At 67.9% G+C, this 20819-nt stretch carries 24 protein-coding genes; 14 read left to right on the top strand and 10 right to left on the bottom strand.

The window, feature by feature from the left end:
• Positions 1 to 6 precede the first annotated feature (6 nt).
• The 5 genes from phoU (at position 7) to PBN85_RS03800 (ending at position 4057) form a co-directional block, all read left to right on the top strand.
• A complete protein-coding gene (phoU, locus tag PBN85_RS03820; protein WP_037534717.1) occupies positions 7 to 696 on the top strand; it encodes a phosphate signaling complex protein PhoU in 690 nt (229 codons plus the stop codon).
• A gap of 6 nt (positions 697 to 702) precedes the next feature.
• The gene (gene phoB / locus PBN85_RS03815; protein ID WP_037534719.1) at positions 703 to 1395 is read left to right on the top strand and encodes a phosphate regulon transcriptional regulator PhoB; all 693 of its coding nucleotides are present in this window, start codon (positions 703 to 705) and stop codon (positions 1393 to 1395) included.
• Between the two features lie 195 nt (positions 1396 to 1590).
• The gene (locus PBN85_RS03810; RefSeq protein ID WP_271300203.1) at positions 1591 to 1992 is read left to right on the top strand and encodes a hypothetical protein; all 402 of its coding nucleotides are present in this window, start codon (positions 1591 to 1593) and stop codon (positions 1990 to 1992) included.
• Positions 1993 to 2079: 87 nt separating this feature from the next.
• On the top strand, positions 2080 to 2979 hold the full coding sequence (locus PBN85_RS03805) for an SDR family NAD(P)-dependent oxidoreductase (protein ID WP_271300202.1): 900 nt from the start codon (positions 2080 to 2082) through the stop codon (positions 2977 to 2979).
• A 58-nt stretch (positions 2980 to 3037) separates the two neighbouring features.
• Positions 3038 to 4057, top strand: coding sequence for a hypothetical protein (locus PBN85_RS03800; protein ID WP_271300201.1), 1020 nt, complete (start codon positions 3038 to 3040; stop codon positions 4055 to 4057).
• A gap of 20 nt (positions 4058 to 4077) precedes the next feature.
• On the opposite strand, the gene PBN85_RS03795 is transcribed toward PBN85_RS03800, so the two are convergent.
• Together PBN85_RS03795 and epsC are read right to left on the bottom strand one after the other, a co-directional pair.
• On the bottom strand, positions 4078 to 4416 hold the full coding sequence (locus tag PBN85_RS03795; RefSeq protein ID WP_037534951.1) for a DUF2794 domain-containing protein: 339 nt from the start codon (positions 4414 to 4416) through the stop codon (positions 4078 to 4080).
• On the bottom strand, positions 4416 to 5105 hold the full coding sequence (gene epsC, locus PBN85_RS03790; protein WP_037534950.1) for a serine O-acetyltransferase EpsC: 690 nt from the start codon (positions 5103 to 5105) through the stop codon (positions 4416 to 4418). Before epsC ends, PBN85_RS03795 begins: the two co-directional genes overlap by 1 nt.
• 180 nt (positions 5106 to 5285) lie before the next feature.
• Here epsC and PBN85_RS03785 point away from each other — a divergent pair, with 180 nt between their 5' ends.
• From PBN85_RS03785 to PBN85_RS03765, 5 genes are all read left to right on the top strand, one after another.
• Positions 5286 to 6062, top strand: a complete 777-nt coding sequence (locus PBN85_RS03785; protein WP_271300200.1) for a sulfite exporter TauE/SafE family protein — start codon at positions 5286 to 5288, stop codon at positions 6060 to 6062.
• 150 nt (positions 6063 to 6212) lie between these two features.
• Entirely contained in the window at positions 6213 to 6776 is a 564-nt protein-coding gene (gene ahpC / locus PBN85_RS03780; RefSeq protein ID WP_037534948.1) for an alkyl hydroperoxide reductase subunit C, read from the top strand.
• A 101-nt stretch (positions 6777 to 6877) separates the two neighbouring features.
• Entirely contained in the window at positions 6878 to 8464 is a 1587-nt protein-coding gene (gene ahpF / locus PBN85_RS03775) for an alkyl hydroperoxide reductase subunit F (RefSeq protein ID WP_271300199.1), read from the top strand.
• A 172-nt stretch (positions 8465 to 8636) separates the two neighbouring features.
• Positions 8637 to 9539, top strand: coding sequence for a hydrogen peroxide-inducible genes activator (locus PBN85_RS03770; RefSeq protein WP_037534946.1), 903 nt, complete (start codon positions 8637 to 8639; stop codon positions 9537 to 9539).
• Positions 9540 to 9576: 37 nt separating this feature from the next.
• Entirely contained in the window at positions 9577 to 10185 is a 609-nt protein-coding gene (locus PBN85_RS03765; protein WP_271300198.1) for a fasciclin domain-containing protein, read from the top strand.
• Positions 10186 to 10201: 16 nt separating this feature from the next.
• On the opposite strand, the gene PBN85_RS03760 is transcribed toward PBN85_RS03765, so the two are convergent.
• Positions 10202 to 10618: a DUF4345 domain-containing protein gene (locus PBN85_RS03760; RefSeq protein WP_271300197.1), complete on the bottom strand. Its 417-nt coding sequence runs from the start codon at positions 10616 to 10618 to the stop codon at positions 10202 to 10204.
• On the bottom strand, positions 10615 to 11067 hold the full coding sequence (locus PBN85_RS03755; RefSeq protein ID WP_037534943.1) for a DUF2721 domain-containing protein: 453 nt from the start codon (positions 11065 to 11067) through the stop codon (positions 10615 to 10617). The genes PBN85_RS03760 and PBN85_RS03755 overlap by 4 nt, the downstream gene beginning before the upstream one ends.
• Before the next feature lie 84 nt (positions 11068 to 11151).
• Between PBN85_RS03755 and PBN85_RS03750 the strand changes: the two genes are divergently transcribed.
• From PBN85_RS03750 to PBN85_RS03740, 3 genes are read left to right on the top strand one after another with little or no spacing between them, the layout of a single operon-like run.
• On the top strand, positions 11152 to 12201 hold the full coding sequence (locus tag PBN85_RS03750; RefSeq protein WP_271300196.1) for a GNAT family N-acetyltransferase: 1050 nt from the start codon (positions 11152 to 11154) through the stop codon (positions 12199 to 12201).
• Between the two features lie 31 nt (positions 12202 to 12232).
• Positions 12233 to 12772 (top strand): 3'-5' exonuclease, encoded by a 540-nt coding sequence (locus PBN85_RS03745; RefSeq protein ID WP_271300195.1) that lies wholly within the window; start codon positions 12233 to 12235, stop codon positions 12770 to 12772.
• Positions 12773 to 12812: 40 nt separating this feature from the next.
• Entirely contained in the window at positions 12813 to 12989 is a 177-nt protein-coding gene (locus tag PBN85_RS03740; protein ID WP_081793085.1) for a DUF4169 family protein, read from the top strand.
• Positions 12990 to 13115: 126 nt separating this feature from the next.
• On the opposite strand, the gene PBN85_RS03735 is transcribed toward PBN85_RS03740, so the two are convergent.
• Genes PBN85_RS03735 through cyoA form a run of 5 tightly spaced genes read right to left on the bottom strand, consistent with a single transcriptional unit; the run spans position 13116 to position 18036 of the window.
• A complete protein-coding gene (locus tag PBN85_RS03735; RefSeq protein WP_271300194.1) occupies positions 13116 to 13817 on the bottom strand; it encodes an SURF1 family protein in 702 nt (233 codons plus the stop codon).
• The gene (gene cyoD / locus PBN85_RS03730) at positions 13814 to 14239 is read right to left on the bottom strand and encodes a cytochrome o ubiquinol oxidase subunit IV (RefSeq protein ID WP_271300193.1); all 426 of its coding nucleotides are present in this window, start codon (positions 14237 to 14239) and stop codon (positions 13814 to 13816) included. The genes PBN85_RS03735 and cyoD overlap by 4 nt, the downstream gene beginning before the upstream one ends.
• A complete protein-coding gene (gene cyoC, locus PBN85_RS03725) occupies positions 14236 to 14865 on the bottom strand; it encodes a cytochrome o ubiquinol oxidase subunit III (protein ID WP_037534938.1) in 630 nt (209 codons plus the stop codon). The genes cyoD and cyoC overlap by 4 nt, the downstream gene beginning before the upstream one ends.
• 5 nt (positions 14866 to 14870) lie before the next feature.
• Positions 14871 to 16886: a cytochrome o ubiquinol oxidase subunit I gene (gene cyoB / locus PBN85_RS03720; RefSeq protein ID WP_037534937.1), complete on the bottom strand. Its 2016-nt coding sequence runs from the start codon at positions 16884 to 16886 to the stop codon at positions 14871 to 14873.
• Positions 16887 to 16893: 7 nt separating this feature from the next.
• A complete protein-coding gene (gene cyoA, locus PBN85_RS03715) occupies positions 16894 to 18036 on the bottom strand; it encodes a ubiquinol oxidase subunit II (RefSeq protein WP_271300833.1) in 1143 nt (380 codons plus the stop codon).
• A 222-nt stretch (positions 18037 to 18258) separates the two neighbouring features.
• Here cyoA and PBN85_RS03710 point away from each other — a divergent pair, with 222 nt between their 5' ends.
• Positions 18259 to 19587 (top strand): MFS transporter, encoded by a 1329-nt coding sequence (locus tag PBN85_RS03710; protein WP_037534936.1) that lies wholly within the window; start codon positions 18259 to 18261, stop codon positions 19585 to 19587.
• A 404-nt stretch (positions 19588 to 19991) separates the two neighbouring features.
• On the opposite strand, the gene PBN85_RS03705 is transcribed toward PBN85_RS03710, so the two are convergent.
• Positions 19992 to 20735 carry a hypothetical protein gene (locus tag PBN85_RS03705; RefSeq protein WP_271300192.1) on the bottom strand — a complete coding sequence of 248 codons (744 nt, stop codon included), beginning with the start codon at positions 20733 to 20735 and terminating at the stop codon, positions 19992 to 19994.
• Positions 20736 to 20819: the final 84 nt, after the last annotated feature.

Genomic DNA, 20819 nt, shown 5'->3' with positions numbered 1-20819 from the left:
ACGGACATGCCATTGGACCATACCGTCAAGGCGTTCGACGCCGACATCGGCCAGCTGCGGGGCATGATCTCGCAGATGGGCGGTCTTGCCGAGGATGCGATCGCGCAGGCGATGCAGGCGCTCGCCCGCCCCGATCCCGCGCTCGCCGCACGGGTGCGCGCCGACGACAAGGCAATCGACGCGATCGAGGCGGAGGTCGAGCGGCTCGCGGTCCGCATCATCGCGCTGCGCGCACCGATGGCGGTCGACCTGCGCGAGGTCGTCGCCGCGCTCAAGATCGCCGCGGTGGTCGAACGGATCGGCGACTACGCCAAGAACATCGCCAAGCGCGTGCCGTTAATCGAAGGCGAGCATCGCATCGAGCCGATTTCGCTGCTGCCGTCGATGGCGCGGATGGCGAGCGACATGGTGCGCCACGCACTCGACGCCTTCGCCGCGCGCGATGCCGAGGCGGCGGTGCGCGTCGTGCAGAGCGATGCCGCGCTCGACGACTTCTACGACAGCATCTTCCGCACCCTCGTCACCTACATGGTCGAGAATCCGCGCACGATCAGCCAGGTCGCCCACCTGCTGTTCGTCGCCAAGAACCTGGAGAGGATCGGCGACCACGCGACCAACGTCGCCGAAATGGTCTATTTCGCTGCAACCGGCACCCAGATGGCCGACCGCGACCGCGGCGGCCCGGACAAGGACTGAACCCAGATGGCCCGCGCTTCCATGTTGCTGGTCGAGGACGATGCCGCCCTCGCCGAACTCCTGATCTATCATTTCAAGCGCGAGGATTTCGACGTCGCGCACACCGCCGACGGCGAGGAGGCCTTGCTGCTCGCCAAGGAGAAGGCGCCCGATATCGTGCTGCTCGACTGGATGGTCGAAGGCCTGTCGGGGATCGAGGTCTGCCGCCGCCTGCGCCGGATGACCGAGACGCAGAACGTGCCGATCATCATGCTCACCGCGCGCGGCGAGGAGGAGGACCGGATCCGCGGGCTGGAAACCGGCGCGGACGATTACGTCACCAAGCCCTTTTCCCCGCGCGAGCTCGTCGCCCGCGTCAGCGCGGTGCTGCGCCGCGTCCGCCCGGCGCTCGCCGGCGAGGCACTGACCTATGACGACATCGAGATGGATACGGTCGGCCACAAGGTGCGCCGTTCGGGTGAGGTGGTGCCGCTCGGGCCGACCGAATTCAGGCTGCTCAAGCATTTCCTCGAACATCCCGGCTGGGTGTTCAGCCGCGAACGGCTGCTCGACGCGGTCTGGGGCCATGACAGCGACATCGAGAGCCGCACCGTCGACGTCCATATCCGCCGGCTGCGCAAGGCGATCAACATCGGCAACCGCCCCGACCTGATCCGCACCGTCCGCTCGGCGGGCTATTCGCTCGATTCAGGAGCCTAAGGCAAAGGCCTCCCGCCGCGTCCGCTCCGGAGCCCGGGCTCGGAGCGGATGCGACGTCATGACGGCTCGGGCACGCGACCGATCCGCCGACCAGATAGAATCGCCCGCGAAACGATGGAGAAAAGGCCGCATTGGGACGTTCAGCGCAGGCGTTGACAGATAGTGACGCATGAGATTCGAAGAGGAGATCTTGCGATGAAATTCATCCTGCTGGCCGCCACGGCGTTGCTCGCCGCCCCGGTCATGGCGCAGACGACGCCCGCACCGACCGACGGCCAGACCATGCCCGCCGATCCGGCCACCGCGCCCGCCGACCCCGCCGCCGCCCCGGCGCCGGCCGATCCCGCCGCGGCTCCGGCACCGACCCCGCAGGCGAGCATGCCCGCCCCCGCCACCACCGGCGGATCGACCCCGGCGGGCGGCTATGCCCCGAGCGGCTCGGCGATCAGCGGCGGCACGCCGGGCGCCGGCGTCACCCCGGTGTTCCGCCCCGCGCCGACCCCCGATCAGGCCTTCCCGGCCCCGGCGCCGCTCGCCAAATATCCGATCTGCAAGAAGGGTCAGTATGACCAGTGTATGCAGCGCGGCGGCAAGTAAGCCACGGCAGCCGGATCGACCGGTTGCCATCTGAAACCTGATCTTTAGGACAAGGCGCTCCAACCTTCGTGCGGGAGCGCCTTTTCCATGTCCTCGATCCGCTTCGACGGCCGCGTCGCCATCGTCACCGGTGCCGGCGGCGGCCTCGGCCGTCATTATGCGCTCGACCTGGCCGCGCGCGGCGCGAAGGTCGTGGTCAACGACCTCGGCGGCGCGCGAGACGGCACCGGCCAGTCGGATGCGGCGCTGGCTGTGGTCGAGGAGATCCGCGCCGCGGGCGGCGAGGCGATCGCCAATGGCGGCGACGTCGCCGATTACGAGCAGATGGCGGCGATGGTCGCCGAGGCCAAGGCGCGGTGGGGCGGCGTCCATATCCTCATCAACAATGCCGGCGTGCTGCGCGACAAGACCTTCGCCAAGATGACGCCGGAGGATTTCGCCTTCGTCGTCCGCGTCCACCTGCTCGGCACCGCGCTCACCACCAAGGCGTGCTGGGATACGTTCCGCGAGCAGAATTACGGCCGGGTGCTGATGACCAGTTCGTCGAGCGGCCTGTTCGGCAATTTCGGTCAGGCGAATTACGGCGCGGCCAAGCTCGGCATCGCCGGACTGACCCGGACGCTCGCCATCGAGGGCGCGCGTCACGATATCCGCGTCAACACGATCGCGCCGACCGCGGGCACGCGGATGACCGAGGATCTGTTCCCGGAGGCCGCCTTCGCCGCCTTCGCTCCCGAAAAGGTCGCGCCCGGCGCGCTTTATCTGGTCGGCGAGGACGCGCCGACCAACGTCATCCTCGGCGCCGGCGCCGGCGCGTTCCAGGCCGCCTATATCACGCTGACGCCGGGCATGCTGCTCAGCGGCGACGATCTCAGCCCCGAGGGCGTCGCCGCGCATTGGGACGCGATCGTCGACCGCAGCGGCGAGATCGTCCCCCGATCCGGCGCCGAACAGGCGATGTCGATCGCCGCGCTGCTGCCATCCTGAGGTGTATTGAATCTGCAATACACGTCCGCTACCCTCGCGCGGATAACGGGGGAACGGCATGTACAGCGAAAGCGATATCGACGGCGCGGTCGGGGCAGGCGCGATCACCCCGCAGGCAGCCGCGGCGCTGCGCGACTATGTCGCCGCGCGTCAGGCCAGCCCGGCGGTGGACGAAGAGCATTTCCGGCTGCTGACCGGCTTCAACGACATCTTCGTCACCATCGCCTTGGTGCTGCTGCTCGTCGCGCTCGGCCAGATCGGCCAGACGGTCGCGGCGTTCGGCGGCGGCGTCCTGCTCGCCGCCGCGTCCTGGGGGCTGGCCGAATATTTCACCCGGCAGCGGCGGATGGCCTTACCGAGCATCCTGCTGCTCGGCAGCTTCGTCGGTGGAATCGGCTGGACGATCCTTGGCCTGCTCAGCGCCGTGCTGCCGAACCTGACCGATCGCGCCGGGGCGCTAGGCATGGCGGCGGCGAGCCTGGCGATGGCGGCGGCAGCCTGGCTGCACTGGCGGCGCTTCATGGTGCCGATCACCGTCGCGGCGGGGGCGGCGGCGCTGGTCGGCACCGCGATCGCACTGCTTCTCGCCGCCGTCCCCGGTATCGATCGGGCACGCTGGCCGCTGCTGCTGATCGGCGGGCTGATCGTCTTCGCGGTCGCGATGCGCTGGGACATGAGCGATACCGAACGCAAGACCCGCCGCTCCGACGTCGCCTTCTGGCTGCATCTCACCGCCGCGCCGATGATCGCGCATTCGGTGTTCCAGCTGCTCGGCGTGTTCCGCGGCGACATCGGCGTCGGCATGGCGGTGGTCGTGCTGGCGCTCTACATCGGCTTTGCGGTGATCGCGCTGGCGGTCGACCGGCGCGCCCTGCTCGTGTCGGGTCTCGCCTATGTGCTGGCGGCGCTCTACGCGCTGTTCCGGACCGCCGGCGCGATCGAGCTCAGCGCGGCGCTCACCGCCTTCGTGATCGGCTCGGCGCTGCTCAGCCTCTCCGCCTTCTGGCAGACGATGCGCCGAGCGGTCGTCACCCGCCTGCCGGACGGGACACGCCGCCGCCTGCCGCCGGTCGCGTGACCGGCGTCGCGCCGTCCCGGCTATTCGACCAGCTTCATCAGCCGCCGCTCGACCGGCGCGAGCACCGGACCCAGTTCGTGGCCACGCTTGAGCACATTGCCCTGCTCGCCGATCAAGGCCCACATCCCCTGCCGCTGGCGCAAGGCGGGGCGCTTCTCGATGCGGAATTCGGGACGTTCGGCGGCGCGGCGGAAGGCGGCGAAGACCGCGGCGTCCTTGCCCAGCTCCATCGCATAATCCTTCCAATGCCCCGCCGCGACCATCCGTCCGTAGAGGTCGAGGATGCGTGACAATTCGATGCGATCGAAGCCGACCTGCGACGGTTTGCCGGCATGCGGGAACGGGGTGACGATACCCATCAGGCGCGATCACGCTCCGCTTCGGGCACGGATTCGCCGAGCAGCGCATCGAGCCGCTTGCGCATCGCCTCCAGCTCGCACCGCATCATCTCCATCTTCTGCGTCGCCGGGTCGAACACCTCGCTGCACGGCGTACCGTACGGGACGAAGCGCGGCGGCTGCGCGGCGCCGCCGTCGACCATCGTCGCCCGCGCCGGGATGCCGACCATCACCGCGCCCTCGGGCACGTCGCGCGTCACCACCGCATTGGCGCCGACCCGCGCGCGCTCGCCGACCAGGATCGGCCCGAGCACCTGCGCGCCGGACCCGATGATGACGCCGTCCGACAGCGTCGGATGCCGCTTGCCCGCGACACCATTGTCGGGGCTCGTCCCGCCGAGTGTGACGCATTGGTAGATGGTGACGTCGTCGCCGATGTGCGCGGTCTCGCCGATGACGACGAAGCCGTGGTCGATGAAGAAGTTACGCCCGATCGTCGCGCCGGGATGGATGTCGATCGCGGTCCAGGCGCGGGCGATATGGTTGACCAGCCGCGCGAAGAAGAACAGCCGGCGCCGGTACAGCGCATGCGCGATCCGGTGCAGCCCGAGCGCCCAGACGCCGGGGTAAAGCAGGATTTCGGCACGCGAATGGGGGGCGGGATCGCGCGCCTTGATCGAATCCAGATAGGCGGCCAAGCGTCGCAACATGCGCCAACGTCTCCTTGCAGACGCGTTGATGTAATCGGTCCATCGCCGAATTGCCATAAGCGCACGCAGCGCTTTGGGGGGCGACAAAGCCTAGCTTTCTTGTAGGCAATCGCCTCCGCGTGCAGGACAGCATATTGTCCCGCCGTCCCGTCCCCCGATCCACCGGAAAGATGTCTGCCGATGCTCGATTATGTCAGCACCCTCGACTGGTCGCAGATCCTGCCGTTCGTCGCGATCGGCTTTGCGGCGCAGGTCGTCGACGGGGCGCTCGGCATGGCGTTCGGCGTGATCAATTCGACCCTGCTCGTCACGGTGATGGGCGTGCCGCCCGCGGTCGCCTCCGCCAGCGTCCATGCGGTCGAGACCTTCACCACCGCCGCGTCGGGGATCAGCCACGTCGCGCATCGCAACGTCGACTGGAAGCTGTTCCGCAAGCTCGTCATCCCCGGCGTGATCGGCGCAATCCTCGGCGCGACTTTGCTCAGCACGATCGACGCCTCCGTCGCCAAGCCGTTCGTCATGGCCTATCTCGCCTGTATCGGCCTCTATCTGCTGTTCCGCGCGATCCGGGGCCGGATCGAGCCGCGCAAGCCCCGCGTCATCGCGCCGCTCGGCCTGGTCGGCGGCTTCCTCGACGCGGCGGGCGGCGGCGGCTGGGGGCCGGTCGTCACCTCCAACCTGCTGATCCAGGGCGCGACGCCGCGGCATACGATCGGCACCGTCAATACCGCCGAATTCTTCCTCACCGCGACCGCCTCGGTCACCTTCTTCATCGCGCTCGGCTGGTCGGCGTTCACGCTGCATACGCTCGGCATCCTGATCGGCGGCCTCGTCGCTGCGCCGATCGGCGGCGTCCTCGCCAAGCGCGTGCCGACCCGCGGGCTGATGGCGCTGGTCGGCGTGCTGCTGACCTTGACCAGCGCCTGGTCGATTTACGCCGCAGTTGCGAAGGGATGACGGCGCAGGTGCAGCACCTTTAAAACGCGCAAAAAGCATGGCTTTCCGCCACTGATCGTCCAGTTCGATCAGCACGAGCGAACAGATTGATTTTGCACTGCGGCAAGCCGCCCTATATCCGGTTCACGTCATTCACACCGGAGACCCGACATGGCCCTTATCGGCAGCAAACTGAAGCCGTTCACCACCCAGGCCTATAAGGAAGGCAAGTTCGTCAGCGTCAGCGACGCCGACGTGCTCGGCAAGTGGGCGGTCTTCTTCTTCTATCCGGCCGACTTCACCTTCGTCTGCCCGACCGAGCTTGAAGACCTCGCCGACGTCTATCCGACGTTGCAGAAGATGGGCGTCGAAGTGTTCAGCGTTTCGACCGACACGCACTTCAGCCACAAGGCTTGGCATGACAGCTCGCCGGCGATCGGCAAGATCAACTATTACATGCTGGGCGATCAGAACCACACGATCAGCAACAATTTCGAGATCCTGCGCGAAGGCCAGGGTCTGGCCGACCGCGGCACCTTCGTGATCGATCCCGAGGGCGTGATCCAGCTGATCGAGGTCACGTCGGAAGGCGTCGGCCGCAACGCCGCCGAGCTGCTCCGCAAGATCAAGGCCGCGCAGTACATCGCCGCGCATCCGGGCGAGGTCTGCCCGGCGAAGTGGGAAGAGGGTGAAGAGACGCTCGCCCCCAGCCTCGACCTCGTCGGCAAGATCTAAACCTATCCCTGCCTCTCCCCGTGGCAGGTGATCGCGGCCCGGGGTGGTTCCCTCCGCCCCGGGCCGCTTGTTTCTGAAGACCCATTGTTTCGGAGTCCCCCATGCTCGACGCCAATCTGACGCAGCAGCTGAAGGCCTATCTGGTCAACATCCGCGAGCCCATCGAACTGGTCGCGAGCCTGGGCGACGACGCCAAGTCGCGGCAGATGCGCGAGTTGATCGACGAGATCGCCGCGCTCTCCGACCAGATCACCACCGCCGAGGGCGACGATGCGCGCCGCCCGAGCTTCCTGATCCGCCGCACCGGCACCGATATCGGCGTGCGCTTCGCGGGCCTGCCAATGGGGCATGAGTTCACCTCGCTGGTGCTCGCGCTGCTCCAGGTCGGCGGTCATCCGTCCAAGGCGGCGCCCGCGCTGCTCGATCAGGTGCGCGCGCTCGACGGCGACTATCACTTCGAGACCTATTTCTCGCTGTCCTGCGCCAATTGCCCGGACGTGGTGCAGGCGCTCAACCTGATGGCGGTGCTCAACCCGCGCGTCACGCATACCGCGATCGACGGCGCGCTGTTCCAGGACGAGGTCGCCACCCGCAAGGTGATGGCGGTGCCCACCGTCTTCCTCAACGGCGAGGTCTTCGGTCAGGGCCGCATGGAGCTCGAGCAGATCGTCGCCAAGCTCGACACCGGCGCCTCGGCGCGCGCCGCCGAGACGATCGCCGCCAAGGAGCCGTTCGACGTGCTTGTCGTCGGTGGCGGCCCGGCCGGCGCGGCGGCGGCGATCTATACCGCGCGCAAGGGCATCCGCACCGGCATCCTCGCCGAACGGTTCGGCGGGCAGGTCGCCGACACGATGGCGATCGAGAATCTCGTCTCGGTACCGCATACCGAAGGTCCCAAGCTGGTCGCCGACCTCGAACGCCACGTCCGCGAATATGATGTCGACATCATCAACCTGCAGCGCGCGAGCAAGCTCGTCCCCGCCTCGGCCGGCGGACTGCACGAGCTGACGCTCGACAATGGCGCCTCGCTCAAGGCGCGCACGATCATCCTGTCGACCGGCGCGCGCTGGCGGCAGATGAACGTGCCGGGCGAGGATGCGTATAAGAACAAGGGCGTCGCTTATTGCCCGCATTGCGACGGACCGCTGTTCAAGGGCAAGCGCGTCGCGGTGATCGGCGGCGGCAATTCCGGCGTCGAGGCGGCGATCGACCTCGCCGGAATCGTCGCGCACGTCACGCTGATCGAATATGACAGCCTGCTCCGCGCCGATGCCGTGCTCCAGCGCAAGCTCGCCAGCCTGCCCAACGTCACCGTCATCACCTCGGCGCTGACCACCGAAGTGCATGGCGACGGCGACAAGGTCACCGCGCTCTCCTATCGCGACCGCACCCACGGCACGATGCACCGGGTCGAGCTCGCCGGCATCTTCGTGCAGATCGGGCTGGTGCCCAACACCGAGTGGCTCGCCGGCACGGTGGCGCTCAGCCCGCGCGGCGAGATCGAGATCGACGATCGCGGCCACACCTCGCAGCCCGGCATCTTCGCCGCCGGCGACGCGACGACGGTGCCGTTCAAGCAGATCGTCATCGCGATGGGCGCCGGCTCGACCGCAGCGCTCGCCGCCTTCGACCACCTCATCCGCCTGCCCGCGGAAGAGACGCATGACTGGGAAGAAGCGGCGGAATAGCCGTTAAAGTTAGTTCCCCAGCGCGGGGAGGTAGCCGGGATGCGGTGACGAAGGGGCTTCCGCAACTGCGACGTTTGCGGAAGCCCCCCATTCGCTTCGCGAACGATCCCTTCCCCGCACCGGGCAGGATAAGGGGTAGCGCCCTCCGCCCCGCCCGCCTATCTCGCGGGCCATGGCGGCGACCTACCTTCCCACGCTCAAGCAGCTGCAATATCTCGTCGCGCTCAAGGATGCCGGCCATTTCGGCCGTGCGGCCGATGCCTGTTTCGTCACCCAGTCGACGCTGTCGGCGGGTCTGCGCGAGCTTGAGACGCTGATCGGCGTGACCCTGGTCGAGCGCACTCGCCGCGTCGTCCGCTTCACGCCGCTCGGCGACCGGATCGCCGACAAGGCGCGCCGGGTGCTGCGCGAGGCGGAGGAATTGGGGGACATCGCCCGCGCCGCCGGACGGCCGCTGTCGGGCGAGATGCGGATGAGCGTGATCCCGACGATCGCACCGTTCATGCTGCCGCATATCCTGCCGCGGCTGCGGCGCGACTATCCCGACCTCAAGCTGTTCCTGCGCGAGGAGCCTTCGGGCGCGGCCTGCGAGGGGCTGCACAACGGCCGTACCGATTGCGTGCTGCTCGCCCTGCCCTTCGCCTGCGGCGACGTCGCGTCGGAGCCGCTGTTCGACGATCGCCTGTTCGTCGCCTATCAGCCGCAGGACATGCCGAGCGACCCGCCGTCGATTCCCGCCGCGCTGATCGACGAGACGCGGCTGCTGCTGCTCGAAGACGGGCATTGCCTCAAGGATCACGCGCTGTCGGCCTGCAACCGGCCGGAGCTGCGCGCCGAGGCGACGATGCTCGGCACCTCGCTGCATACGATCGTGCAGATGGTCGACAACGGCCTCGGCATGACGATGCTGCCGGAGATGGCGCTCAAGGCCGGCATCCTCGACCATACCAATATCGTCGCGCGACCGCTCGATGCCGACAATGCGGTGCGGCGCATCGCGCTGGTGTGGCGGCGGGCGAGCCCGCGCGAGAAGGACTTTCAGCTGCTCGCCGCGGCGCTCGCCGAGGCGCGGTGACGCAACCGCGACGCGGCTCGGGCGTAGAGGCCTGCGCATGAACCGTTTTTCGTACGCCCGGCCGCTTGCCGTCGTCGCCCTCGCGCTGCTTGCCGGCTGCGTGCCCCCCGCCACCGCGCCGGTCGCCGCGCCGCCGCCGCCCGCCGCCGCCGCCGCGCCGGTCGCGGTCGATCCGTCGCGGATCGAATCGGAGGCGACGATCGCCGCCTCGATCGCGGCGACGCCGGGGCTCGGCACGCTCGCCAGTGAGCTGCGCACCGCCGAACTCGACGCCTTGCTGTCCGGCACCGGCCCCTATACGCTATTCGCGCCGACCGACACCGCCTTCGCCCGCCTCGCGCCGGGGATCGCCGGCGATCTGCTCGCCCCCGCCAACCGCGCCGCGCTGGTGACGCTGCTGCGCTATCATATCGTCGCCGGCACGCTGACCACCGAGCAGCTGACGCAGCGGATCCGCGCCGGTGGCGGTCGCGCGACGCTGGTGACGCTCGGCGGCCAGCCGATCACCGCGACGCTGACCGGCGACGTGATCACGCTGACCAGCGCCACCGGCAATCGCAGCTATGTCGAGGCCGCCGATATCGCGCAGGTGAATGGCGTGATCCATGTGGTCAACGGCGTGCTGGTGCCGACGCTGCCGCAATAAGGCTGCCCGGGCCCGGTCAGGGCCGGCGCGGCGATCCGGACCATCGCCGCGCCACCCGCGCCTGCCACAGCATCAGCAGCGGCACCGCGCCCAATTCCATCGCGAAGCCGAACAGATGCCCCGACGACGGCACACCGACCGCGACGAGCGACACCACCCGCGCCAGTCCGCCCGCGACGATCAGCGCGCCGAGCAATCGGAACCGCGCGCCGCGCGCCTCGATCTGCGGCACGCAGCTTGCGAAGGCGACGCCGACCGCGAAGAAGATACCCGAGACATAGCGGAAATGGCTGTCGAGATCGGTCGGGATCACCGGCGGATGGCCTAGGAACCCCGGCCCGTGCAGCACGCTCTGCCCGCCGACGATCAGCGGCACGAGACAGGCGATCGCCACCACCCCCTGCAGGGCGCGCCGCTCGATCGCGGGGCTCACGACAGGATCTCCTTGCGCACGTGGATGGCGCGCAGCGACACGCGCACCTCCCACATGAAGGCGGTGAGGCAGCAGATCAGCAACGACACCGCGACGATGAACACCAAAGCGATCCACGTCCCGATGTGGAATTTCGCGATATTGGCGATGAACAGCAAGGCGATGACGAGGCAGGCCATCACCGCGCTCGACACCGCGAGGAACAGCGCCGCGTTGATGATCGACATGCGCTCGTCGAGCAGCTTGAGCTCCCAGATGTAGCGCGTGCGGTCGGCGGGCACGTCGATCTCCACCACGCGCTCTTCGAGGATCCGCGCGCGATCGATCACCCGCGCCAGCCGGCCGGCGAGAACGTTGAGGATCTGGCCGATCGCCGCGAGCATGAACACCGGCGCGAGCGACAATTGGATCGTCTGGGCGATCGTCGAAACCTGGAACAGCACGGGCATGATGCTATCATAAGCTGCATCCGCGATCGGGGAAGGGCTGGTGCACCGCATGGTAAGACGCCGCAGCCTATGCGTGGCGACGTGATGCCCCCCGCCCCCATCGCCACGCTCGTCGACGGGCTGCCCGCCGCGATCGATACGGTCGCCGCAGCGGCGGCACCGACGCATCGCTTTCTGCGGCGCGGCTGGTATCGCGCGGCGATCGCCGCTTATGGCGGTACGGCGCGGACGATGCTCGTCACCGCGGGCGGGACACCGGTCGCCGCGCTGCCGATCGTCCCGCTCGGCCCGCGGCCTGCGCGCCTCGCCATGGTACCGGGAAGCTATTGGCCGTTCCGCAGCTTCCCGCTCGCCGCCTGTGCCGACAATACCGTGCTCGACGCGTTGCTCGTGACGTTGGCGCAGACCGTCCGTGGTTTACGGATCGGCCCGGTCGATGACGGCGACGCCGCCGCCGCGCGGCTGATCGCAGTGGCCCGCGCGCGTGGTTGGAGCGTGCTCGACCGGTTCGTCGCCGACAGCTGGCTGCTCGACATGGCGGCAGCGCAGGCCCAGGGCTGGCCACGCAATTCGACGCTGCGCAAGAACCGCTTCCACGAAAAGCATCTCGCCGAACACGGTACGCTCGCCTGGCGCTTCCTCGACGGCGCCGACTGGCCGGCGGGGTTCGACCTGCTCGCCGACGTCGAACAGGCGAGCTGGATCGCCGCGCGCACCGACGGGTCGGACGCCAAGTTCACCGCGACCGGCCATGGCGCCTTCTGGCGCGCCGCCGCCGCCGACCCGGCGCTCGCGGCGATGTTCCGCGCGGCACTGCTGACGATCGACGGCAGGCCGGTGGCTTTCTCCTTCGACCTCGACGCCGGCGCCCTGCGATATGCCATCGCGAACAGCTATGACCCGGCCTATGCGAGACATTCGCCCGGCAAGCTGCTCTCCTACCGCAATCTGGTCGCAGCGCTCAGCCGCGGCGTGACGCGCGTCGACTGGGGCGCCGGAGACAGCGGTTACAAGCGGGTGATCGGTGCCGAGCAGGGACCGGCGATCCGCGACTGGCTGCTGCTCCGCCCGGGCGCGGCGCGATGGGTCCGGCCGCTGCTTGCGCTGGCGTGGCGGCGATCGGCGCGCGACTGATCCCTTTCGCGCCGCTGCGCGTTGCACAGCCATGTACGTCTTCCTCGACTTCGAAGCCTCCTCCCTCGCCAAGCGCAGCTATCCGATCGAGGTCGCCTGGGTGTTCGAGGACGGGCGCGAGGAAAGCCACCTGATCCGCCCCGCGGCGCAATGGACCGACTGGGACGATGCCGCCGAGGCGATCCACCATATCCCGCGCGCGACGCTGGCGGCAGACGGCGTCGCGCATGACGTCGTCGCGCGGCGGATGGTCGAGACGCTCACCGGGCATGACCTTTTCGCGAGCGCGCCGTCGTGGGACGGCAAATGGCTGAGCGCGCTGCTCCGCGCCGCCAAGCTGCCGCGCCACGCCCTGCGGTTGCGCGACACCGAGGAGGCGCAGCGGGCGACCGCCACCGCTTTGCTGCGCGACATCGTGCCGGCGGATATGCTCGGCCGGACCGTGGCGGATGCCGTCGCGCTCGCCGAGGTGCGCGACCGCGACGTGCCCGCGCATCGCGCGCTCGCCGACGCACGCGACGAATGGCGGCGCTGGTGCCTCGTCCGTGACGCGGCGAAGGCGCGCGCGTGACGCCCCTCCCCCGCCCGGCCGCGCTCTGCTAGGCGGCGGCATGGCCGAGATCATCAACCTCCGCACTGCGCGCAAAGCCGCCGCCCGCGCCGCCGCTGACCGCACCGCCGCCGCCAACCGCGCCAAGTTCGGCCGCACCAAGTCCGAGCGCGCTGCCGATGATGCCGATCGGGCGCGCGTCGACCGGATCGTCGACGGGGCGAAGCTCGAGGATTGATAGAATTCACGCGGAGGCGCGGAGGTAGCTAGGCGCCGCGAGCGCAGCTCTTCCTGTCTGCCGGTGAGGCGAAACCGACGCGAGCCTCCAAACAGTCTCCGCGCCTCCGCGCCTCCGCGCGAACCCTTACCGGTCTGATGAACCGGCCGACGGCCGCCGCACCCGCCATGCCATCAATGCAACCAGCGCCGCGAGCCCGAACCAGGTCAGCGCATAGACGAGATGGCTGTTGCGGAAGGTCACCACCGTCAGCCCGCCGCGGGGAAAACCCACGTGCGGCTCGCGCGCGTCGATGAAATAGGGCGCCACCGTCCCCAGCCGCCGCGTCGCCGCGATCGCCGCGACATCGCGCGAATACCAGCGATCCGCAGCCGGATCATTGTGCCGCAGGAAGCCGCCACCCGGCTCGCTGAGCCGCAGCAGGCCCACCACCGTCTGCGGGGCGGCGGGCACGGCGATCCGGCCGCGTCGCTCCGCCGGCACGAAGCCGCGGTTGATCAGGACGGTGAAGCCGCGCGTCTCGAAGGGGGTGAGCAGCCAGAAACCGCCGCCGAGCTCGGTCACCGCCTGCACATAGGTGTCGGCGCCGGCGCGATAACGGCCGGTGACCCGCACGGGCCGGTAGACGTCGTCGCTGCCGACCGCCGGCCAGGCCGCCGGCCCCGGCGCTGCGACCGGCGGCTGGCGGAGCTGGCGTTCGGTATGCGCGATCAGCGCGAGTTTCCACGTCCGCCGCTCGAGCTGCCAGATGCCGAGGCCGATCAGCAGCGCGATCGCGACCAGCGTCAGGCCGGCCGCCAGCGCGGAACGGGACGCCCGCCCGCTCACATCGCGCTCGCGTCTCCGCCCATGTTCGGCATCATGTTGAGGTTCATGTGGTACATCACCCACATCGACCCGGCGAGACAGATGGTAAGGACGATGATCGTGAAGATCAGCGCCATCAGCGTCCAGCCCTGTTCCGACTTGGCGTTCATGTGCAGGAAGTAGATCATGTGGACGACGATCTGCACCAGCGCGAACACCATGATGATCCCGGCGGTGATGCGCGGATCGGCGATCACGCCGCTCATCACCAGCCCGAACGGGATGGCGGTGAGGATCACCGACAGCACGAAGCCGATCAGATAATCCTTGCGGCTGCCGTGCGCGCCTTCCGACGAATGGCCGTGGCCATGCGCATTGTCGTGCGGGTCGTGACCGTGCGCACCCTGCGCATGGCCATGATCGTGATGCGTGTCCGCGCTCATCGCAGCACTCCCAGCAAATAGACGAAGGTGAAGACGCCGATCCAGATCACGTCGAGGAAGTGCCAGAACAGGGACAGGCATTGCAGGCGACGCTGGTTGGCGGCGATCAGCCCCTTGCGGCCGACCTGGACCATCAGCGTCACCAGCCAGATGATGCCGAAGGTGACGTGCAGCCCGTGCGTGCCGACGAGGGTGAAGAAGGACGACAGGAAGGCGCTGCGCTGCGGCCCCGCGCCTTCCTGGATCAGCGTCGAGAATTCGTACAGCTCGATGCTGAGGAAGGCGAGGCCGAACAGGCCGGTGATCGCCAGCCAGCCCTGCACGGCGCGCACCTTGCCGTCGTTCATCGCCAGCATCGCAAAGCCGTAGGTGATCGACGACAGCAGCAGCATCGACGTGTTGAGCGCGACCAGCGGCAGCTCGAAGATCTCGTGCGGCTGCGGTCCGCCGGCATAGCTGCCGCCGTAGACGCCATAAGCGGCGAACAGCATCGCGAAGATCAGACAGTCGCTCATCAGGTACAGCCAGAAGCCCAGCATCGTGCTGCCGCCGGCGTCGTGATGATGTTCGTCGGTCTCGTAAAAGACCGGGGCCTGGGTGCCCGGTGGAATGGTTGCTTCGCTCATGATCCTCAGGCCCCCGCGACCGCAGCGTGTCCGGTCAGCTGCCGGGTATGTTCGTCCTCCGCCGTGGTGACCTCGGCGGCGGTGATGTAGAAATCGCGGTCATAGTTGAAGGTGTGGCCGACCGCGACCGCCAGCAATCCGACGAACGCCAGCGCGGCGAGCCACCAGATGTACCAGATCATCGCCAGCCCGATCACCGTCGACAGACCAGCGAGGATGACGCCGGCGCCGGTGTTGCGCGGCATATGGATGTCGCGGAAGCCGTTGACTGGCCGCGCGGCATTGTTCGACTTCATGTCATACCAGGCGTCGAGATCGTGGACGACCGGGGTGAAGGCGAAATTATAGGCCGGCGGCGGCGACGAGGTCGCCCATTCCAGCGTGCGCGCATTCCACGGATCGCCCGTCCAGTCGCGCAGCGCCTCGCGGTTGCGGAAGCTGACGTAGAACTGGATCAGGAAGGCGGCGATGCCGACCGCGATCATCGCGGCCCCGATCGCGGCGATGATGAACCAGATCTGCAGCGACGGATCGTCGAAGTGGCGCAGGCGCCGCGTCACGCCCATCAGGCCGAGCACGTAGAGCGGCATGAACGCGACGTAGAAGCCGATCACCCAGAACCAGAAGCTGATCGTCCCCCACTTCTTGTCGAGCTTGAAGCCGAACGCCTTCGGGAACCAGTAGTTGATCCCCGCGAACATGCCGAACAGCACGCCGCCGATGATCACGTTGTGGAAATGCGCGATCAGGAACAGCGAATTGTGCAACACGAAGTCGGCGGGCGGCACCGCGAGCAGCACGCCGGTCATGCCGCCGATCACGAAGGTGATCATGAATGCGATCGTCCACATCATCGGCAGTTCGAAGCGGATCCGCCCCTTGTACATGGTGAACAGCCAGTTGAAGATCTTCGCGCCCGTCGGGATCGAGATGATCATCGTGGTGATGCCGAAGAACGAATTGACGCTCGCCCCCGACCCCATGGTGAAGAAGTGGTGCAGCCAGACGAGGTAGGCGAGGATGGTGATGACCAGGATCGCGTAGACCATCGACGTATAGCCGAAGATCCGCTTGCTGCAGAAGGTCGAGGTGACCTCGCTGAACACGCCGAACGCGGGCAGGATCAGGATGTACACCTCCGGGTGACCCCAGATCCAGATCATGTTGACGTACATCATGGGGTTGCCGCCCATGGTGTTGGTGAAGAAGTGCGTGCCGACGTACCGGTCGAGGCTGAGCATCGCCAGCACCGCGGTCAGCACCGGGAAGGCGGCGACGATCAGCACGTTGGTGGCAAGCGCGGTCCAGGTGAAGACCGGCATCTTCATCAGGCTCATGCCCGGTGCGCGCATCTTGATGATCGTCGCGAGCAGGTTGACGCCCGACAGCAAGGTGCCGACGCCGGCGATTTGCAACGACCATATGTAATAGTCGACGCCGACGTCGGGCGAATAGTCGAGCCCCGACAGCGGCGCCATCGCCAGCCAGCCGGTCCGCGCGAACTCGCCGACGAACAGGCTCGCCATCACGATCACCGCGCCCGCGGTGGTCATCCAGAAGCTGAAATTGTTGAGGAACGGGAAGCTGACGTCGCGCGCGCCGATCTGCAGCGGCACGACATAGTTCATCAACCCGGTGACGAACGGCATCGCCACGAAGAAGATCATGATGACGCCGTGCGCGGTGAACACCTGGTCGTAATGGTGCGCGGGCAGGAAGCCTTCGTTCGGGCCGAACGCCATCGCCTGTTGCGCACGCATCATGATCGCATCGGAAAAGCCACGCAGCAGCATGACGATGCCGAGGATCATATACATGATCCCGATCTTCTTATGGTCGACCGAGGTGAACCATTCCTTCCACAGATAGCCCCAGACCTTGAAATAGGTCAGCGCGGCAAGCATCGCGGCGCCGCCCATCGCGACCACCGCGAAGGTGCCGATCAGGATCGGTTCGTGGATCGGGAAACTGTCGAGCGTCAGGCGCCCGAATATCGTCTTGAGCAGGGCATCGGACATCATCTGGGTCCTACGAACGGTCAGCGGCGGTGAGGCCGGTGATGGTGGCGGGCAGCGGATCGGCGGCGGTCATCGAACGATTGTCGGCGTTGCCGGGTTTGCTGCTGCCGGGCGCGGGAGCGCGCGGGGCGTTGCGGTGCGGGCTGCTGCCCTTTTCCTCGGGCTCCTTCTGCAAGGCGCCCTTCGACTCGCTGCCACGCATGTGGCCGCTGTCGTTGACGGTCATGCCGTGGCCGCTGTCACGATGCGGATCCATCGCACCGTCCTTCATCATCGTCGCCTGCATGCAGGTCTCACCCGGCTTGGTGCACATGCCGACGATGCGGTCGAACAATTGCGGCTGGACCGCGGCGTAACGGATCGCCGGCACCTTCTCGCTCGGCTTCTCGAGCTGGGCATAGGTCGGCATGTCGAGCCGCTGCTGCGCCGATCGCGCCTCCGACGCCCATTTGGCGAAGGCCGCATCGTCGACGCTGTCGACGGTGAAGTGCATGTAGGAGAAGCCGGCGCCGCTGTAATTGGCGGACTGGCCCTCGAACCGGCCCGGCTTGTTGAGCACGGCGTGCAGCCGCGTCTCCATGCCGGGCATCGAATAGATCATGCCGGCCATCGCGGGCACGTAGAAGGTGTTCATCACCGACGACGAGGTGATGCGGAACTGAACCTGCCGGTTGGTCGGCAGCACCAGTTCGTTGACCGTCGCAACGCCCTGTTCGGGGTAGATGAACAGCCACTTCCAGTCGAGCGAGACGACCTGGATCTCGAGCGGCTTCTCGTTCTTCGCCACCCGCTGGCCCGGTGCGATCCGGCCGAGCGGGCGGTAGGGGTCGAGCGCATGCGTGCTGATCCAGGTCATCGCGCCCAGCGCGATGACGATCATCAGCGGCGCCGACCAGATGATCAGCTCGAGCCCGGTCGAATGGTCCCAGTCGGGCTGGTATTCGGCGTCCTCGTTGGTGTGGCGGAACTTCCACGCGAACAGCAGGGTCAGCACGATCACCGGCACGATGATGAGCAGCATCAGCCCGGTCGACCACAGGATCAGATTGGCCTGCTGGCGGGCGACGTCGCCCGACGGGTTCATCACCACCCAGTCGCAGCCGCCGAGCAGGGCGGGCGCAGCGAGGACGGCGGTGGTGCGCAGGGCGCGCATCACCCGCGGTGCGGCGGTGCGTGGGGCGCACGCGAGAAGAGACGGGGTTCGCATCACCATCGCCGGTACTCCTGCGTGCTGCACCGCAAAATAGGACATTTTGTCCTATCCCGCCCGCGTGCCGGCTGCGCTACACGAGGACGCTGGCGTTGCGTCCGTTTGCGGGCAAGGCGCGTTGATGACGGCTGGCCCTCGGGCTGTGAGACGACAGGATCGTGATACATGTCAGTGGCTTCTGCCCATTCCGGGGCGCTCGAACGCGATGCCCGTGCAATCAACACCAATGGCGACCATGAGGTCCGTCCCGGTGAGATCGCGATCGGCGTGGTCATCGGCCGGACGTCGGAATTCTTCGACTTCTTCTGCTATGCGATCGCCTCGGTCATCGTCTTCCCGGCTTTGGTCTTCCCCTATGTCGACCGGCTGACCGGCACGCTCTATTCGTTCGCGCTCTTCCCGCTCGCGTTCATCGCGCGGCCGATCGGCACGCAGATCTTCATGTGGGTCGACCGCGAGCACGGCCGCGGCACCAAGCTGACCATCGCCTTGTTCCTGCTCGGCACCTCGACCGTGTCGCTCGCCTTCCTGCCCGGCTATGCCGAGGTCGGCATCTGGTCGGCGATCCTGCTCGCCGCCTTCCGCATCGGCCAGGGTCTCGCGCTCGGCGGCGCCTGGGACGGCCTCGCCTCGCTGCTCGCGCTCAACGCGCCGCCGGAGAAGCGCGGCTGGTATGCGATGGTGCCGCAGCTCGGCGCGCCGCTCGGCCTGATCGTGGCGAGCGCGCTGTTCGCCTTCCTGCTCGCCAATATGGAGGGCATCGACTTCCTGTCATGGGGCTGGCGTTACCCGTTCTTCGTCGCCTTCGCGCTCAACGTCGTCGCGCTGTTCGCGCGGCTGCGCATCGTCGTCACGCCGGAATACAGCCGGCTGTTCGAATCGCGCGAGCTGACGCCGTCGCGCGTCACCGCGACGGTCAAGGCACAGTGGCGCAACATCGTCATCGGCGCCTTCGCCCCGCTCGCCAGCTTCGCGCTGTTCCACATGGTGACGGTATTCCCGCTGTCGTGGGTCGCATTGTTCACGCGTGAGGATATCGCGCGCTTCCTCGGCATCGAGATCATCGGCGCCTTCTTCGGCCTTGGCGCGGTGGTGATCTCGGGCCTGCTCGCCGATCGCATCGGCCGCCGCTCGGTGCTCGGCTATACCGCCGCCGCGATCGCGGCGTTCAGCGGCTTCGCGCCGCAGCTACTCGCCGGTGGCGATGCGGGCGAGCTCGCCTTCATGATCGGCGGCTTCGTGCTGCTCGGCCTGTCGTTCGGCCAGTCGTCGGGCGCGGTGACCAACAATTTCCCCAAGCGCGCGCGCTACACCGGCGCGGCGCTGACCTCGGACCTCGCCTGGCTGTTCGGCGCCGGCTTCGCGCCGCTCGCCGCGCTGGTGCTGGCGAGCCAGTTCGGTCTGCTCGCGGCGGGCGGCTATTTGCTGTCGGGTGCGTTCGCGACGCTGGTCGCGCTGGGGCTCAACAAGGAATTGGCCCGCCGGCTCGACTGATTGGCGACGGGGCGGCCGGCGGGTGCCGCCGCCCCGGATCGTCGGCGACGCGGATTGCGTATCGCGATCCGGCTCAGATCTGTTGCAACGCCGCAGGTCAGTCAGTGTTTGTGCGGTAGACCGATGGCCCGCCATAAGCCGAACCCTATGACGGGTCGCTCCACCCGGCGGCAGCACCAGTGTTCCCGCGCGAGCCGAACCTCAATAGCCAGTCAAAACGACGGCTTATGGCAAAGCGCCACTGGGCTTCCGCCTTCGCGGGAGCATGATGAGATATCGGCAGCGATTTCGAACATGTCCGGAATGACGGAACGCTCGGAGTAACGTCAGAGCGGTCAGGCCTCGTCTCAGCAGCACGATCGTGCGACTCGGCCGATCGCTGTGCCCTTCCGGCTGCGACGGGCTTATTCCTCGCCGCGGCCCATGCCCGTCATGTCGCCGCCGGGGCTGCCGAAGCCGCCGCTGCCCATGCCGCCCATGCCGCCGCGCCCACCATGGCCGCCCCGGCCGCCGCGCCCGCCACCGCCGCCGCCACGTCGGCGGTCCTGCGCCGAGACGCGGCCCGAGACGTGCGGCAATTCGTCCCATGCCAGCCTGCCGTCGTGGTTCGTGTCGAGCGATCCGAACCGCTTGGCTGCGGCCTCGGCGAATTCGCGGGCATCGACGCCGCGGTTGAAGTTGCGATCGGCGGCGGTCACCGGCTCGGGCAGCTCGAAATAGCTGAACCGCGCCGCGCCGAGCTTGCCCGCGTCATAGCTCGGCGCCTTGCCGCCGCCCTCGCCATCCGGATTGCTCATCACATAGCCGCCGCCGCCACCCGATCGGACCTCCGGCGCGACGGTGCTTTCATAATAATCGATATCGTCGGGGTCGATCTCGCCATCATGCTTGCGGTCGAGCTGCGCGAAGAAGCGGCTGGCATCCGCCTGGAACTCGGCGCGGCTGACGAAGCCGTCGCGATCGGCGTCCGCCGCGTCGAACCAGGCACGCTCCGGGTCGGGCGCGGCGTCGGTGCCGTGGAACGGCTGGCCCATCGGGCTGATGAAGGTGCGGTGGTTGCCGTGCGCGGGCGGCGGCGGTGCCGGCGGCTGCTGCGCCGCGACGCTGGCGGAGCAGGCGAGCAATGCGGCGAAGGCGATGCGACTCATGATCGGTGTCCCCTGTAGTTCAGTGCGGTCAACCAGCCCAATGTTGCGGCTGGATGTCCACGCCGCCGGAAGAGACTATGATCC

Origin of the sequence: Sphingomonas sp. CV7422 (assembly GCF_027945725.1) — a bacterium.
Classification (GTDB): Bacteria; Pseudomonadota; Alphaproteobacteria; order Sphingomonadales; family Sphingomonadaceae; genus Sphingomonas; species Sphingomonas kyungheensis.
This window is presented reverse-complemented; position numbering and strand designations above follow the sequence as displayed.

Excerpts from the sequence above, each read along its gene's own strand:
- cyoB (WP_037534937.1), bottom strand. The coding sequence starts at position 16,886 with ATGATGTCCGATGCCCTGCTCAAGACGATATTCGGGCGCCTGACGCTC.
- cyoA (WP_271300833.1), bottom strand. The coding sequence starts at position 18,036 with ATGCGCGCCCTGCGCACCACCGCCGTCCTCGCTGCGCCCGCCCTGCTC.
- ahpF (WP_271300199.1), top strand. The coding sequence starts at position 6,878 with ATGCTCGACGCCAATCTGACGCAGCAGCTGAAGGCCTATCTGGTCAAC.
- PBN85_RS03705 (WP_271300192.1), bottom strand. The coding sequence starts at position 20,735 with ATGAGTCGCATCGCCTTCGCCGCATTGCTCGCCTGCTCCGCCAGCGTC.
- PBN85_RS03745 (WP_271300195.1), top strand. The coding sequence starts at position 12,233 with ATGTACGTCTTCCTCGACTTCGAAGCCTCCTCCCTCGCCAAGCGCAGC.
- epsC (WP_037534950.1), bottom strand. The coding sequence starts at position 5,105 with ATGTTGCGACGCTTGGCCGCCTATCTGGATTCGATCAAGGCGCGCGAT.
- phoU (WP_037534717.1), top strand. The coding sequence starts at position 7 with ATGCCATTGGACCATACCGTCAAGGCGTTCGACGCCGACATCGGCCAG.
- PBN85_RS03795 (WP_037534951.1), bottom strand. The coding sequence starts at position 4,416 with ATGGGTATCGTCACCCCGTTCCCGCATGCCGGCAAACCGTCGCAGGTC.
- PBN85_RS03750 (WP_271300196.1), top strand. The coding sequence starts at position 11,152 with ATGCCCCCCGCCCCCATCGCCACGCTCGTCGACGGGCTGCCCGCCGCG.
- ahpC (WP_037534948.1), top strand. The coding sequence starts at position 6,213 with ATGGCCCTTATCGGCAGCAAACTGAAGCCGTTCACCACCCAGGCCTAT.
- PBN85_RS03770 (WP_037534946.1), top strand. The coding sequence starts at position 8,637 with ATGGCGGCGACCTACCTTCCCACGCTCAAGCAGCTGCAATATCTCGTC.
- PBN85_RS03740 (WP_081793085.1), top strand. The coding sequence starts at position 12,813 with ATGGCCGAGATCATCAACCTCCGCACTGCGCGCAAAGCCGCCGCCCGC.
- PBN85_RS03800 (WP_271300201.1), top strand. The coding sequence starts at position 3,038 with ATGTACAGCGAAAGCGATATCGACGGCGCGGTCGGGGCAGGCGCGATC.
- cyoC (WP_037534938.1), bottom strand. The coding sequence starts at position 14,865 with ATGAGCGAAGCAACCATTCCACCGGGCACCCAGGCCCCGGTCTTTTAC.
- PBN85_RS03710 (WP_037534936.1), top strand. The coding sequence starts at position 18,259 with ATGTCAGTGGCTTCTGCCCATTCCGGGGCGCTCGAACGCGATGCCCGT.
- cyoD (WP_271300193.1), bottom strand. The coding sequence starts at position 14,239 with ATGAGCGCGGACACGCATCACGATCATGGCCATGCGCAGGGTGCGCAC.
- PBN85_RS03765 (WP_271300198.1), top strand. The coding sequence starts at position 9,577 with ATGAACCGTTTTTCGTACGCCCGGCCGCTTGCCGTCGTCGCCCTCGCG.
- PBN85_RS03785 (WP_271300200.1), top strand. The coding sequence starts at position 5,286 with ATGCTCGATTATGTCAGCACCCTCGACTGGTCGCAGATCCTGCCGTTC.
- PBN85_RS03755 (WP_037534943.1), bottom strand. The coding sequence starts at position 11,067 with ATGCCCGTGCTGTTCCAGGTTTCGACGATCGCCCAGACGATCCAATTG.
- PBN85_RS03805 (WP_271300202.1), top strand. The coding sequence starts at position 2,080 with ATGTCCTCGATCCGCTTCGACGGCCGCGTCGCCATCGTCACCGGTGCC.
- phoB (WP_037534719.1), top strand. The coding sequence starts at position 703 with ATGGCCCGCGCTTCCATGTTGCTGGTCGAGGACGATGCCGCCCTCGCC.
- PBN85_RS03810 (WP_271300203.1), top strand. The coding sequence starts at position 1,591 with ATGAAATTCATCCTGCTGGCCGCCACGGCGTTGCTCGCCGCCCCGGTC.